Origin of the sequence: Amycolatopsis vastitatis (assembly GCF_002234595.1) — a bacterium.
Taxonomy (GTDB): Bacteria; Actinomycetota; Actinomycetes; order Mycobacteriales; family Pseudonocardiaceae; genus Amycolatopsis; species Amycolatopsis vastitatis.
Genome location: NZ_NMUL01000008.1, coordinates 132,844 through 147,020, shown reverse-complemented (window position 1 = coordinate 147,020; position 14,177 = coordinate 132,844). Strand labels below are relative to the sequence as shown.

Annotated in this window: 10 protein-coding genes; 1 reads left to right on the top strand and 9 read right to left on the bottom strand. The window is 71.5% G+C overall.

Translation table 11 applies throughout. The features are described 5' to 3' along the window. Positions 1-13: 13 nt before the first annotated feature. From CF165_RS10570 to CF165_RS10545, 6 genes are all read right to left on the bottom strand, one after another. Positions 14-3,874: a tetratricopeptide repeat protein gene (locus tag CF165_RS10570; protein WP_093947286.1), complete on the bottom strand. Its 3,861-nt coding sequence runs from the start codon at positions 3,872-3,874 to the stop codon at positions 14-16. A 96-nt stretch (positions 3,875-3,970) separates the two neighbouring features. Continuing rightward, a complete protein-coding gene (locus tag CF165_RS10565) occupies positions 3,971-4,249 on the bottom strand; it encodes an HPr family phosphocarrier protein (protein WP_093947285.1) in 279 nt (92 codons plus the stop codon). Positions 4,250-4,260: 11 nt separating this feature from the next. Further along, positions 4,261-5,712 (bottom strand): PTS fructose transporter subunit IIC, encoded by a 1,452-nt coding sequence (locus CF165_RS10560; RefSeq protein ID WP_093947284.1) that lies wholly within the window; start codon positions 5,710-5,712, stop codon positions 4,261-4,263. Between the two features lie 2 nt (positions 5,713-5,714). Next, positions 5,715-6,167 carry a PTS sugar transporter subunit IIA gene (locus CF165_RS10555; RefSeq protein ID WP_093947283.1) on the bottom strand — a complete coding sequence of 151 codons (453 nt, stop codon included), beginning with the start codon at positions 6,165-6,167 and terminating at the stop codon, positions 5,715-5,717. After that, entirely contained in the window at positions 6,164-7,108 is a 945-nt protein-coding gene (gene pfkB / locus CF165_RS10550; RefSeq protein WP_093947282.1) for a 1-phosphofructokinase, read from the bottom strand. The genes CF165_RS10555 and pfkB overlap by 4 nt, the downstream gene beginning before the upstream one ends. Further along, the gene (locus tag CF165_RS10545; RefSeq protein WP_093947281.1) at positions 7,105-7,866 is read right to left on the bottom strand and encodes a DeoR/GlpR family DNA-binding transcription regulator; all 762 of its coding nucleotides are present in this window, start codon (positions 7,864-7,866) and stop codon (positions 7,105-7,107) included. The genes pfkB and CF165_RS10545 overlap by 4 nt, the downstream gene beginning before the upstream one ends. Positions 7,867-7,968: 102 nt before the next feature. Here CF165_RS10545 and CF165_RS10540 point away from each other — a divergent pair, with 102 nt between their 5' ends. After that, positions 7,969-9,615: a phosphoenolpyruvate--protein phosphotransferase gene (locus tag CF165_RS10540; RefSeq protein ID WP_093947280.1), complete on the top strand. Its 1,647-nt coding sequence runs from the start codon at positions 7,969-7,971 to the stop codon at positions 9,613-9,615. Here the strand turns inward: CF165_RS10540 and CF165_RS10535 are convergent. From CF165_RS10535 to CF165_RS10525, 3 genes are all read right to left on the bottom strand, one after another. After that, positions 9,584-10,414 (bottom strand): Asp23/Gls24 family envelope stress response protein, encoded by an 831-nt coding sequence (locus CF165_RS10535; RefSeq protein WP_093947279.1) that lies wholly within the window; start codon positions 10,412-10,414, stop codon positions 9,584-9,586. The two genes, CF165_RS10540 and CF165_RS10535, sit on opposite strands and share 32 nt — an antisense overlap. Positions 10,415-10,646: 232 nt before the next feature. Then, a complete protein-coding gene (locus tag CF165_RS10530) occupies positions 10,647-11,876 on the bottom strand; it encodes an SGNH/GDSL hydrolase family protein (protein WP_240521530.1) in 1,230 nt (409 codons plus the stop codon). After that, positions 11,873-14,170 (bottom strand): beta-xylosidase/alpha-l-arabinosidase, encoded by a 2,298-nt coding sequence (locus tag CF165_RS10525; RefSeq protein WP_093947278.1) that lies wholly within the window; start codon positions 14,168-14,170, stop codon positions 11,873-11,875. Before CF165_RS10525 ends, CF165_RS10530 begins: the two co-directional genes overlap by 4 nt. Positions 14,171-14,177: the final 7 nt, after the last annotated feature.

Genomic DNA, 14,177 nt, shown 5'->3' with positions numbered 1-14,177 from the left:
ATCGAGCGTCCCGCTACCCCAGTCGAGGCAGTTCGCCACGCGGTCCGGTGCCGAGCGGTGACCACGTGGCCGAACTGTCGGAGCTGCTCCCCACCAGTCGCCCGGGACCGATGCTCACCTCGCCCGTCGGGCCGGAGGACACCTGGTTCAGGCTGGCGGAGAGGTCGGCTTCGACACCGCCGGGGAGCTTGAGCCGGACCAGGAAGGGGAGGACGAAGCCGAGCGCCACCAGGCCGACCAGGATCGGGGTCAGGGTGCTGATCACGACGGTCGTCACCTTGCCAGTGAGGAAGAAGCCCAGCCAGAGCGTGACCAGCAGCGCGCCCGCAACCGCGATCATCGTCGCGCTGCCGGCGAGGCTGTTCCTCGTGATCGCGAGGCTCTCTTCGGCGAGAGCCATCACGCGTCGGGCCTCGATGTGGTCGGGATCGTGGTGCAGGCAGCGCCGGAAGTGATGCAGCGCGCGGCGGCGGTAGAACGGCCGCGCCTGCGCCTGAGGTCCGCTTTCCCCGGCCTTGTACGCCGCGACACCGGCTACATAGTGTGGGTCTGCCTGGTTGGCGGCCAGCTCGATCGCCTGCCGGGCGGTGCTGAGCGCTTCGAGGTGCAGATCGCGACGCTGGGTTTCGTCGCCCCGGCCAATGAGCAGCCGCGCGAGAGCGACCAGGAGCTGCCAGCGCGGTTGGTCGCAGTTCGGACGGCGCAGGGCTTCCCGCAGCACGCGCTCCGCGGCCAGCAGATCGCCCGGCGATTTGATCAGAGCGAGGGACAACCCGATGGCGGCGGCGCCGCGGGTCGGTTCGATGACCAGCGCCTGCCGGAAGTGCCGGGCGGCCCGCCGCGCTTCGGCGGGGTCGTCGGTACCGTCGAGATCACGCTGGAGGTGCAGGGCGCCGAGTTCGATGTGCGCCTGGCTGTCGTACCAGTTGCGTTCCAGCGCCTTGAGCAGCAGGGTCTCGGCTTCCTCGAAGCGGCCCATCTGCGCGAAGAGCGCGCCGAGGTCGACGTAGCTGCCGCCGTACGGGTCGATTTCGATGGACTGGCGGAGGTGGTGTTCCGCCTGGGGGAGGTTGCCCTGCTTGGCGTAGAGAACGCCGAGGCAGGTATGGGCGAGGTGACGTCGTGGAGCGTCGGCGAGCACGTCCAGGCACAGTTGCTCCGCTTCGTCCTCGCCGTTCGGTACCCCGTCGTGCACCAGCGTCCAGGCCAGTCCGATCTTGGCGTTGTTGGATTGGGGATTCTCGGTGATCGCGGCCCGGAACTGCCCTTCCGCTTCTTCGAAGTCGTCCGCGCTGTAGGCGGTCCAGCCCAGGCAATGCAGGGCGTCCGCCCTGCCGCGTTTGCCCACCGCCAAGGTGAGGGCGCGCTCGAAGGCCTGGCGGGCACGAGCCAGCTCACCGCGGTCGCGTAGCACCCAGCCCCATTCGATCACCACGTCGGCGGTGACGTCCTGGCCTTCCAAGCGCGGGGCGAGCAGGCGCTCGGCCTCGCCGAACCGGCCCAGGGAGCGCAGCGCGGCGGACTTCGCCGTCACCGCCCACGTGGACCTCGGCAGCCGAGCCAGGCCGCGGTCGAACCAGGTCAGGGCTTCTTCGTGCCGGTTCTGGACGTCGCAGAGCCTGCCCATTTCCAGCTTCAGCGCCGCGTAGTCGGGTTGCACGTCAAGAGCGGTGGTCAGCGCGGTTTCCGCATCTTCGTACCGTCCGGCCTGCCACAGCGCGTAGGCGTGGTTCAGCCGCAACCAGCCGTCATGAGGATCGATCTCGATGGCCTTTTCGTAGACGGCTATGCCGTCGGCCCTCCGCTCCATCCATTCGTAGACCCGGGCCAGTTCGACGTGCAACTCGGGGTAGTTCGGGCGGCGCTCGATCTCGCCGAGCAGGATCCGCACGGCCTCGTCGTAGCGACGCAGCAGCCGCAGGCGGCCGAGCTTTCCCAGCAGAGCAGCCCGGTCCGTTGGGTGCAGCGTCAGGACCGCTTCGAAGGCCGCGATCGCCTGTTCGTCATCCCCGAGATCGGATCGGATGTTGCCGATGACACGCCGGAACTGGAGATCCGCCGGGAAGCGTTCCACGGCGGTCGCGGCGATGGCGAGAGCTTCCTGGTGTTCCCGGGTGTCCCGCAGCAGGCCGATGCGGCGCTTCAGGACATCGGGATCGTCGGGGAGCCGCCAGAGGATTTCGCGCGCTTCTTCGTATTCGCCGGCGAGGCGAAGGAACCAGCTCAGGTCCAGAGTGAGATTTCGCCTGCCCGGCAGGGCGGCGCACGCTTGGCGGAGGGTGGCGATTGCAGCGGTTTCGTCGCCGTTTTCCTGCTGTAACGTCGCCGTCCGGCTGCGCAGGTTGGCGGCGAACGGATTGAGCTCCATCGCCAGCCGTGCGGTCCGCTCGGCTTCGGCGTGGCGGTTGCGGCGGGCGAGCAGCCGGATACGGCCGATCCACGCACCGACGAACAGCGGCCACCGGCGGTTGGTCTCCAGGTAGAGGTCCAGCGCTTCGTCGATGGCGCCGACTTCTTCACTCAGCAGTGCCTGTTGTTCGACGAGCTGCGGGTCTTCCGGGAGTTTTGTGCACGACTCTGCGAGCAGTTCCCTGGCTTCGTCGTGGCGATAGAGCCATCGTAGGGCCCGGCTGACGTTCACGATGTACAAAGCGTCGTAGGAGTCCAGTTCCGCCGCCCGGCGGAAAGCGGAGAGTGCCTCCTCGTCGCGGTCCTGATCCGCGAACACCCAGCCCAGTTCCCGGTGGAGTCGGGCGTCCCGGGGGCACCCGCGGATCGCTGCCGCCGCCGCGGATTCCGCGGCGGAGAAGCGTTGTACCTGCCTCAGAACCCTGACGAGGCAGTGCAGTGCCGACGGGTTCGCCGGGGCGAGCGAAGCTGCTTTCTCGGCAATGGCGATCGCGGCGTCCGTATCGTCCGCATCCCGGTATCGCCAGGCCTGTTCGATCAACAGCTCGACAGTGTCAGGGCAGGCTTCCAGACCGGTTCGAAGGGTGGAGAGTGCGTCGGCTCGCCGGCCGAGCTTCATCAGGGCGAACGCTCTCCACCGGTAGTGGTCCGCCCGGTGCTGATCGATGGCGATGGCGTGGTCGAACTTCTCCACCGCGCCGGTGAAATCATGACAGCGCCGAAGGATGCCTCCCCAAGTGAGGTACAGGCGGCTCGCCTCCGGCAATTGCTGCGCCGCCGCTTCGGCGTGGCCGAGTGCTTCGTCGAAGCGGTAAGCCTCGCCGAGGGCGTCGATCTTCCGGTAATGCGCATGGACGTATTGGGGCTGTATCTCCACGGCGCGGTCGTACTTCTCGACCGCCGCGGTGAACCGGCCTGCCTTCGCGAGGCTTGATCCCCACGCGACGTACAGTTCAGCGGCCTTGGGGTGGCGCTCCAGTGCTTCTTCGGCCGCGGCCGCCGCGTCCACGGGGCGGTTCAACCCCGTGAGCGCGCGAATGCGGCTTTCCAGCGCCTCGAGATGATCAGGGAAGAAGCCGAGGACCGTTTCGCACTCGTCGAGCAGGTACCGTTCGTCGGAGGTCTCGTCGACGGTCACCCGCGCCCGTGCGATCCGGACCAGGTGAGCTTGGGGGTTCGTCTCGAGAACGGCGTCCGCGGCGGCACGGGCTTCGGTGTACCGCCGTTGTCGGCTCAGCCCGGCCACCCGCCATGCCTGGGCCATCTCGCTGAAGGGATCCAGTTCCGCTGCGCGGGTGAAGTGACCGGTGGCGATTTCCCACCGATCACGATCGAAAGCAATCCGGCCTAGCTCGACGTGCGCCTTGGCCCCGTCGAGGAGCTTTTCGATGGCCCTTTCCGCCTCGGCGTAGCGGCACGCCCGGCGCAGTGTGGTGACCGTTTCCCCGGCATCGGACGCATTCACCGGCGTAGTGGACACCACCGGGCAGGCCGGGCGCTTCGGCCGTTCGGGCGAAGCGGCCCCGGTGGCATCAGCACCACCGGGGCCGCGACGGGTTCCTTACGCGTCCAGGTCCTGGGCGATCAGCTCGGCCAGCGCGTCGACGGACGTCTGGGCGTGGTCGCCCTCGGCGGTCAGCTCGACCTCGTCGCCGAAAGCAGCGCCCAGCGTCATCAGGCCGAGGACGCTGGCCGCGTCGACCGGGTCGCCGGCGACGCCGCCGGTGATCTTGGCGATCCGGACCTTCGCAGGCTGTCCGGCCGCCGTGCGAGCGACCAGGCCCGCGGGCCTGGCGTGCAGCCCGACACTGCTGGCGACGAGCGTGCGGCGTTGGTACACAGTGGACTCCTTCACGCGTTGACGGGCCGGCCGGAGACGGCGGCGGAACGTTCGGTGGCGCGGAAGCGCGCCTGCTTGAGCAGGACCACCGCCCCGGCGGCGACCACCGTGCCGGCCACCAGCGCCACCAGGAACAGCAGCGGGCTGCCGATCAGCGGGACCACGAAGATCCCGCCGTGCGGGGCACGCAGCGTCGCGCCGAACGCCATCGACAGCGAGCCGGTGACGGCCGAGCCCAGCATGATCGACGGGATCACCCGGAACGGGTCAGCCGCGGCGAACGGGATCGCGCCTTCGGTGATGAACGACGCGCCGAGCAGCCAGGCCGCGCGGCCGTTCTCGCGCTCGGCCTCGGTGAACAGCTTCTTGCGCACCGTCGACGCCAGCGCGAGCGCCAGCGGCGGGACCATCCCGGCGGCCATCACCGCGGCCATGATCTGCAGGGACGCCGTCGCACCGGTCGTCAGGCCGCCGACCGCGAAGGCGTACGCCGCCTTGTTGACCGGGCCGCCCATGTCGAAGGCCATCATCAGGCCGAGCAGCGCGCCCAGCAGCAGCGCGCTGGCACCGCTGAGGCTGTTGAGCCAGTGCGTCAACCCGCTCGTCGCGGCGGCGATCGGCTTGCCGACCACGACGTACATCAGCACACCGACCACAATGGACCCGAGCAGCGGGTACACGACCACCGGCATGATGCCGCGCATCGCCTTCGGCACCCGGATCTTCTTCAGCGCCATCACGACGCCACCGGCGAGCAGGCCGGCGACCAGGCCGCCGAGGAACCCGGCGTGGACGGTCACGGCGATCGCGCCGCCGACGAACCCGGGCGCGATGGCCGGGCGGTCGGCCATCGCGAAGGCGATGAACCCGGCCAGCACCGGTACCAGGAAGTCGAACGCCGCGCTGCCGATCTGGAACATCAGCGCGGCCCAGCCGGCGACCGAACCCGCGTCGAAGTGCTCGGTGACCTTCGGCGCGTCGACGATCTTGTAACCGCCCAGGGCGAAACTCAACGCGATGAGCAGGCCGCCCGCGGCCACGAACGGGATGAGGTAGCTGACGCCGGTCATCAGCCACTGGCGGATCCGGGCGCCGGCGCCGTCGTTCGCGCCGACCTTCGAAGTGAGCTCCGGGGTGGCGGGCGCGGCGGCGACGGGCTCGCGGGCCGCGGCCTTGGCGCGTTCGAACAGCCCGGCCGCGTCGTTGATCGCGGCCTTGACCGGCGCTTCGACGATCGGCTTGCCAGCGAAGCGGTCCCGGCCCTGCACGGCGAGGTCCGCGGCGAAGATGACGGCGTCCGCGCTCGCGATGTCCTCGGCGGACAAGGGTTCGGACCCGGCCGAACCCTGGGTCTCGACGACGATCTCGTCGCCGTTGGCCTTGGCGGTCTGCTCCAGCGACTCGGCCGCCATGTAGGTGTGGGCGATGCCGGTGGGGCAGGCGGTGATGGCGACGAACTTCATGGTCAGGCCACCTCCTGGCGGATGTAGGAAGCGAGGGCGTCGGCGTCGGTGGCGTCCAGGAGGTGCTGCTTGAACTCGGCCCGGACGAGCCGGCGCGCGAGGGCGGCCAGGACCTTGAGGTGGTCGCTGCCCCCGCCTTCGGGCGCGGCGATGAGGAAGATCAGCTTCGCCGGGCCGTCCGGCGCGCCGAAGTCGATGCCCGCGGCGCTGCGGCCGAACGCCAGGGTCGGCGTGGTGACCGCGGCCGAGCGGCAGTGCGGGATGCCGATGCCGCCTTCGAGCCCGGTGGCCATCTGCTCCTCGCGAGCGGCGACGTCCTTGAGGAAGACCTCGAGGTCGGTCACCCGCCCGGCGTCGACGAGCCGCTGCGCGAGGCCGCGCACGGCGGCCTGCTTGTCGGCGGCGTCGAGGCCGAGGTCGACCAGGTCGGCGGTGATCAGGTCTGGGGTGGTCATGCGGCGGCTCCGCTGAGGGTGAGGGTCGGATCGGCGTCGAGCACGCGCACCTGGTCGGGGTGCACGTCCTCAGGCGTGGGCATGCGGCTGCCCTCCTGCGTGACCGCGGCGGTGCCGTAGGCGACCGCGGTCCGCAGGGCTCGGGGGCCGGTTCCTCCCGCGTGGAGGAACCCGGCGAGTGCGGCGTCTCCGGCGCCGACGGTGCTGCGCACGGCCACCGGCGGGCCGAGCGCGTGGTGCGTTCCGGTGGCCTCGACGAGCACGGCGCCTCGCGCGCCCAGGCTGACGAGCACGCTGCCGACACCACCGGAGATCAGTTCGTGGCAGAAGGCGACGACGTCGCCGAGCAGCGGCAGCGGACGGCCGGCGAGCTCGGTCAGCTCTTCGAGGTTCGGCTTGAGCAGGTCCGGCCCGCCGGCGCACGCGGCGGCGAGCGGCGCGCCCGAGGAGTCCACGGCGACCTTCGCCCCGGCGTCGCGGGCGAGTTTCGTCAGGCGCGCGTAGAAGTCGTCGGGCACCCCGGCGGGGAGGCTTCCGCAGCACACCAGCCATTCGCCGCGCGCGGCCAGTTCGACGGCACGCCGTTCCAGGGTGGCCAGCTCGGCGGGGGAGATCTCCGGGCCCGGCTCGTTGATCTTCGTCGTGGTCCCGTCGGCTTCGACGAGCGTGATGTTGCTGCGGGTCGACCCGGCGATCGGCACCGCGACGACCGGGACGCCTTCGGGGGCGAGCAGCTCGGCCAGCCGTTCGCCGACCGGGCCGCCGGCGGGCAGCAGCGCTACGGTCGGGGTGCCGGCGGCGGCCAGCGCGCGGGCGACGTTGACGCCCTTGCCGCCGGGGTCGAGCCGGACGGCCGCGGCGCGCAGCACCTCGCCGCGGCGCAGCTCGGCGACCTGCGCGGTCCGGTCGAGGCTCGGGTTCGGGGTCACGGTGACGATCACGCCAGCACCACCTCGGGGCCCGCTTCTTCGAGTTCGGCCACCGCACCGGCGTCGATGCCGCTGTCGGTGACCAGCACGTCGATCTCCGCCAGCCGGGCGAAGCGGCTGAGCTGGTCGGTGCCGTACTTGCTGTGGTCGGCCAGCAGCACCCGCTTGCGGGCGGCGGCGACCACGGCGGCCTTCACCGCTGATTCGGCCATGTCCGGCGTCGTGCAGCCGTGCTCGGCGGAAAAGCCGTTGGCGCCGAGGAAAGCGACGTCGACGAGCAGCCCGTCGAGGGCGTGCAGCGTCCAGGCCTCGACCGCGGCGAGCGTCGTCCCGCGGACCCGGCCGCCCAGGATGTGCAGGGTGATGCCCGGGCGGGTGGCGAGGATCGAGGCGACCGGGATCGAGTTGGTGATCACCGTCAGCTCGTGGTCGGTGGGCAGCAGCGTCGCGAGCCTGCTGGTCGTGGTGCCCGCGTCGAGCAGGATCGAGCCGCGGTCGGGCACCAGGTCGAGCGCCGCGCGGGCGATCGCTTCCTTTTCGGCGGCGTTCGTCTGGTCCCGCTGGGCGACCTCGGGTTCGAAGTCGAGCCGCTCGACCGCGACGGCCCCGCCGTAGACGCGGCGGACGACGCCCTGGCGTTCGAGGACGCCGAGGTCGCGGCGGATGGTTTCGGGGGCGACACCGAGTTCGCCGGCGACGTCGTTGACGTCGACCCGGCCGTCGCGTCGTGCGCGTTGCGCCAGGAGCTGATGCCGTTCGGCGGCGTACATGCCCGTTCCTCTCCGATGTTTGCCCGTTGCCGTTTGATTGTGCCCGTTGTTACCGTACTGTCAATCCCCCGTTACGAGATCCTTTGCTCCCGGAGGTCCCGAATGCAGTTGTCCGGAGTCGGAGTCAGCCCCGGTCGCGTCGACGGCCCGCGCGTCGTCGTAGCCGCTGACCTGCCCGAACCCGCTTCCGTGCCCGCTCCCGTGAACCTCGACGTCGAAGCGGGCAAGATCGGGCAGGCGGCCACATCGGTGGCGGCCGTGTTGTCCGATCGTGCCCGTTCCGTGTCCGGAGATGCCCGGTCGGTCCTGGAGACGACCGCGGCGATGGCGTCCGATCCGGCGTTGCTCGCCTCCGCGGAGAAGCTCGTCCTCGAGCGTTCGCTTCCGGCGCCGCGCGCGGTGTGGGAGGCGGCGGGGGAGTTCATGGCGGCGCTGCGGGCCGCGGGCGGTTACCTGGCCGAGCGCGCCCGGGACGTCGCCGACGTCCGCGACCGGATCGTCGCGGCCCTGCTCGGGGTGACGCCACCCGGCGTCCCCGAGCTGACGTCGCCGAGCGTGCTGGTGGCGCGCGACCTCGCCCCGGCCGACACCGCCGGGCTCGACCCGGACCTCGTGCTCGCGCTGGTCACATCCGAAGGCGGCCCGACGAGCCACACCGCGATCCTGGCACGGGCACTGGGAATCCCGGCCGTGGTCGCGTGCGCCGGAGTCCTGGACCTGGACAGCCCCGGCCTGACGGTCGACGGTTCCGCGGGCACGGTTTCCCCGTCCGACGGCAAGGTCCGGGCCTCGGCCCGGACGCCCAAGGCGACCTGGGACGGCGTCGGACGGCTCGCCGACGGCCACCGCGTGAAGCTGCTGGCGAACGTCGGATCGGCGGCGGACGCGGTGGCCGCGGCTTCGGCAGGCGCCGAGGGAATCGGGTTGTTCCGCACGGAGTTCTGCTACCTCTCGGCGGCTTCGGAGCCGACGGAGGCCGAGCAGCGGGCGGCCTACGCGGCGGTTCTTGCGCCGTTCGCGGGGAAACCGGTCGTCGTCCGGACGCTGGACGCCGGTTCCGACAAGCCCCTGGCGTTCCTGCCGATGGGCGAGGAACCCAACCCGGCGCTGGGCGTCCGCGGCCTCCGGGTGGCGTTCGACCGCCCGGAGCTGCTGGACCGCCAGCTGTCCGCGATCGCGTCGGCGGCCGCCGACACGGGCGTCGAGCTGTCGGTGATGGCCCCGATGGTGGCGACGGCGGAGGAAGCGGCCTGGTTCGCATCCCGTGCCCGCGCGGCGGGAATCGCCCGGGCGGGCGTGATGATCGAAATCCCGGCGGCGGCGTTGTGCGCTGCTTCGATTCTCGCGGAGGTCGATTTCGTGTCGCTGGGCACGAACGACTTGGCGCAGTACGTCTTCGCGGCGGACCGCCAGCTGGGCGCGGTGGCGGCGTTGAACGACCCGCACCAGCCGGCGTTGCTGCGCCTGGTGGGCATGGTGGCTTCGGCGGGCGCCGAGGCGGGCAAGCCGGTGGGCGTGTGCGGCGAGGCGGCGGCGGACCCGTCGCTGGCGCCGATCCTCACCGGGCTGAGCGTGACGTCGCTGTCGATGAACGCGGTCGCGCTGGCGGGCGTGGGCGCGGCGTTGCGTGAGGTGGACCTGGAAACGTGCCGAGCGGCGGCCGCGGACCCGAACGGCGACACCGGTGCCCGGTCCGGGAACCGGGCACCGGCGCGAGTCAGTCCGCTTCCGGGAAGTGGATGTCGGTGACGTGGACGTCGACGACCTCGACGTCGAGACCCAGGTACTGCTCGACGGCGTCGATCACCGCGACGCGGATCTGCTCGCCCAGTGCTTTGACCGCGTGGCCGAACTCGACCACCACGGGGATGGTGACCCAGGCGACGTCGTCGGCGAGCTCGACCGTGATGCCGTCCTCGGCGACGCTGTGCACGCCCTCGGTCTGGGCAGCGATCCGCACGACGATCTTGCCGACCACGCCGTCGGCGATCGTGGTGCTGCCACGGTTCCCCGCGGCGGGCCGGGCCGCGGGCGCGTCGGCTTCGGCGACGGGCTCGGCCGCCACGACCGGTGCGGCTTCGACAGCAACTGGCTCGGCGTCCGCAACCGGCTCGGCTTCCGCCGCTTCGGCGACCGGCTCGGCTTCGGCAACGGGCTCGGCTTCGACGACCGCTTCGGGAGCGGTCACGTTCGCGTCCGTGTCGTCCTCTTCGGTGTCCTCGGCGACCGCCTCCTCGTCGGTCCCGGTGACGTCCTCGTCGCTCGGCTCGGTCGCTTCGGCCGCGTCGTCGCCGGACTCGTCATCGGAGCCGTCCTCGGCCTGGTCGCTGTCGACGGCTTCGTCCTCCGCGGTTTCCGCGGTGGTTTCCGCTTCGGGTGCGGATTCCGTCTCCTCGACGACGATTCCCGCCTCGTCGGTCGCGGGAGCGCTTTCCGCGGGCGCCTCGGCGACCTCCGGTGCCGGCTCTACGGTGCCGTAGGCGTACCCGCCCGAGCCGGTGTTTTCGTTCTTGGGACGGCCGAAGATGCTGTTGATGACGTCGGACATGGGATCCCTTTCCGGGAGCGACGAGTACCTGTGGGGACAGCAGACGGCGACATGATAGGGGGCGGCCCGTGACCTGCGTCACGGGCCCCCTGTCTTCGAGACTCGCTTGTGTCCCAACAGATGTCCGGCGCTCGCCGGGTGATCACCGTCCGTCAGGCCGGGTTCGGCGATCGGTGATCAGGCGAAGAAAATCACGTCCGGAAATTGTCGTCGTTGTGGCACTCGGCCATTTCTAGCCGTCATTCCGGAACAATGCGAGCGGAACGCTCGACCCGATCGCCCGGTAACCGTCCGGGTTCAGGTGCAGGTGGTCGCCCACGTCGTAGGCCGGCAGCAGCTGGGACGGCTTCGCCGGGTCGCGGGTCACCTTGTCGAAGTCCAGCAGCGCGTCGAAGTGGCCCGGCTGGCGGATCCACGCGTTCACCTGCTGACGCGCCGCTTCGCGCTCCGGCGAGTCGTAGCCGGTGTTGCCGCCGAACGCCGTGATCGTCGCGCCGTAGACCTGGATGTCCTGGGCGTGGGCGCGGGTGATGATCTGGTCGTAGGCGTCGATCAGGGCGGCGGCCGTCTGGGAAACGGTGGCCGGGGAGGCCGTGCCGATGTCGTTGACGCCTTCGAACACGATCGCCCACGACACCCCGCTCGTGGCCAGCAGGTCGCGGTCGAGGCGGGCCAGCACGTTCGGGCCCAGGCCGTCCTGCAGGACGCGGTTGCCGCCCGCGGCCTGGTTCACCACGGACACCTTGTGCAGCCGGGCGGCCAGCACGTTCGGCCAGCGGTCGTTGCCGTTGGTCGTCGAGCCGCGGCCGTCGGAGATCGAGTCGCCGATCACCGCCACCGCCGACGCCGGCGACAGCACCTCGACGCCGCTGAGGAAGTACCAGTGGTCCACCGGGGTCGCGCCCGGCAGATCGAGCGCGGACACCTGGTTGCCCGCCAGCAGATAGGACGTCGTGCGGGAACCCGGGTGCGAGGTGATCGACGTCGACGCCTGGCCGTTCGCCAGGTACGCCGTCACCGAGATGTTCTCCAGCGGCCGCACCGGGAACGGCAGCGGGTCCGACACGACCTGCGCGCCCTGCGGGACGATCGTCGACGGCTTGCCGTGGAACGTCACCGGCAGCACGCTGCCCGGGACCACGGCGGAAACCCCGGCGGCGCCGGAAACCGGGCGTGCCACCGACACCGCGGTCAGCGGCAGCGGTGCCCCCCCGAAGGCGTTGGAGAACCGCAGGCGGATGCGGGGCCCGCCGGCCGTCACCTGCGCCGTCTCGCGCAGGGACGCGTTGTCGAGCACCCGGTCGGTTCCGGTGAACGGCGCCGGGGGCATGTTGCCGGGCTCGGTCAGCTGCGGCATCGACGTCCACGTCGCCACCCAGTGCGAGGGCGCGGGACGCCCGGAAGCCCCGACGAACAGGGCGGTCAGCACGGCCAGGAAGAAGATCACCAGAGGACGCTTCATAACGAGAACTCCGGAGTCAGGACCCGGTCGAAGCCGACGGCGCGGCGCGGCCCGGTCAGCGTGCAGTGCAGTGTCGTGACGATCTGTTCGCTCGACGTCCCCACCCGCAGCTCGACGTCGCCGGGCTCGACCAGCCGCTGCCCGGCGCGGCCGGTGTAGGACGTCAGGTCGGCGTGCAGGCCGATCTCGAGCACCGAGGTTTCGCCGGGGGCCAGGGAAACGCGGCGCGCCGCGATCAGCTGGCGCTCCGGGCGCGCCACCTCGGCCACCGGGTCGTGCAGGTAGACCTGGACGACCTCGGAGGTTTCGCGCTGGTGGTCGTTGCGCAGGGTCACCCGGACCCGGCAGACGCCGTCCGTCGGCCAGAGCGAACCGGTCGCGCTGACGTCCAGCCACGTCGCCGGCGCGTAGGACAGGCCGTGCCCGAAGGGGAACAGGGGAGTGGGATCCACTGTGCTCACTTCGCTGCGCTGACCCAGCGGCGCCGCCAGGTACGTCGACGGCTGGCTCGCCCCGGCCGCCGGGAAGCTCACCGGCAGCCTGCCCGCCGGGTCGATCTGTCCACTGAGGACTTCCGCGAGCGCGGGCGCGCCCTCTTCGCCGGGGTAGAAGCCGCTCACCACCGCGGCGAGCCGCGGCAGCTGCCGGGAAAGCTCGTACGGCCGTCCGGACAGCAGGATGAGAACCACCGGCTTGCCCGTGTCCAGCAGGGCGTCCAGCAGCTCCTCCTGACGGCCCGGCAGCCGCAGGTCGGGCGCGTCGCAGCCTTCGCCGGACGTCCCGCCGCCGAACAGCCCGGCCCGGTCGCCCAGCACCGCCACGCACACCGAGGCGTCCGCGCACGCGGCCACCGCTTCGGCGATGCCGTCGTCGCCGCCGCCGGTGACCGGGCAACCCAGCGCGTAGGTCACGTCGAAGGACGCCCGCAGCGCCTCCACCACGGTCGGCACGGTGACGCCGAACGGGACGTCGGGGTGGTGGACGCCGACGTGCAGCGGGAAGGAGTAGCAGCCGAGCATCGCGCCGGCGGCGTCCGCGCGCGGACCCACCACGGCGAGCCGCGCGCCGGGGGACAGCGGGAGCGTCCCGTCGTTGTGCAGCAGCACGATCGAGCGCTCGGCGACCTCACGCGCGAGCGCCCGCGACTCGGCGTCGTCGAGGTCGATCTCCTCGGGGACCTCCGGTGCCCAGTCCGCGTCGAGCAGGCCCAGTTCGCACTTCTGCCGCAGCACGCGTTCGAGGGCACGGTCGACGGCGGCGGCGTCGACCGCACCCCCTTCCACCGCGGCGAGCAGTGGCTCGCCGTAGCAGTCCATGGTGGGCAGTTCCACGTCGATGCCCGCGGTCAGCGCCTGCCCGGCGGCGTCGCCGCGGTCGGCCGCGACGCGGTGCAGCCGGTGCAGGAACGCTACCGAGAAGTAGTCGGAGACCACCGTGCCGTCGAAGCCGTAGGTGTCGCGCAGCAGGCCCGTCAGCAGCGACGGGTCGGCGGCACCGGGGACGCCGTCGATGTCGGTGTAGGTGTTCATCACCGACCGGGCTCCCGCGCGCAGCGCCAGTTCGAACGGCGGGAGCAGGACGTCGGCGATTTCGCGTGGCCCGGCCGAAACCGGCGCGAGGTTGCGCCCGGCGCGCGAGGCCGAGTACCCGACGAAGTGCTTGAGCGTGGCGACGATGCCGGCCGACTCCAGGCCGGCGACGTACGCGCTGCCGATCGTCCCGACCAGGTACGGGTCCTCGCCGATGGTCTCCTCGACCCGGCCCCAGCGCAGGTCGCGGGCGACGTCGAGGACCGGCGCGAGCCCCTGGTGCACGCCCAGTGCGCGCATGGTCCGGCCGATCCGCTCGCCCATCCGGCGGACCAGGTCCGGGTCGAACGTCGCGCCCCACGACAGCGGAGCCGGGTAGATCGTGGCCTGCCACGCGGCCAGCCCGGTCAGGCACTCCTCGTGCACCACCGCGGGAATCCCGAACCGGCCGCTGGAGACGATCTGCCGCTGGGTGCGCGCCAGGCTGCGGGCCCCGATCACCGGGTCGACCGGCCGGGTGCCGAAGACGCGGGTCAGTTGCCCGATGCCGTGGCGGACGAGGTCGTCGAAGTCGACCGCCGGGTTTTCGAAGTCGTGCTGGTGCGGCGCCACTTCACCGGCGGAGTCGATGCCCACCCAGATGCCGTAGAGCTGGGCGAGCTTCTCGCGCAGGGTCATTCGCGCCATCAGGGCGCGGACTCGCTCGGCGGGGTCGGCCGCGGGGTCGCGCCACGGCTCTTCAGCCGTGGTGGGCTGCGTGGTCAAGGCTTTC

Bases quoted from the DNA above. Each gene is read 5' to 3' on its own strand.
- CF165_RS10560 (WP_093947284.1), bottom strand. From the start codon at position 5,712: ATGAAGTTCGTCGCCATCACCGCCTGCCCCACCGGCATCGCCCACACC.
- CF165_RS10555 (WP_093947283.1), bottom strand. From the start codon at position 6,167: ATGACCACCCCAGACCTGATCACCGCCGACCTGGTCGACCTCGGCCTC.
- CF165_RS10545 (WP_093947281.1), bottom strand. From the start codon at position 7,866: ATGTACGCCGCCGAACGGCATCAGCTCCTGGCGCAACGCGCACGACGC.
- CF165_RS10540 (WP_093947280.1), top strand. From the start codon at position 7,969: ATGCAGTTGTCCGGAGTCGGAGTCAGCCCCGGTCGCGTCGACGGCCCG.
- CF165_RS10535 (WP_093947279.1), bottom strand. From the start codon at position 10,414: ATGTCCGACGTCATCAACAGCATCTTCGGCCGTCCCAAGAACGAAAAC.
- CF165_RS10530 (WP_240521530.1), bottom strand. From the start codon at position 11,876: ATGAAGCGTCCTCTGGTGATCTTCTTCCTGGCCGTGCTGACCGCCCTG.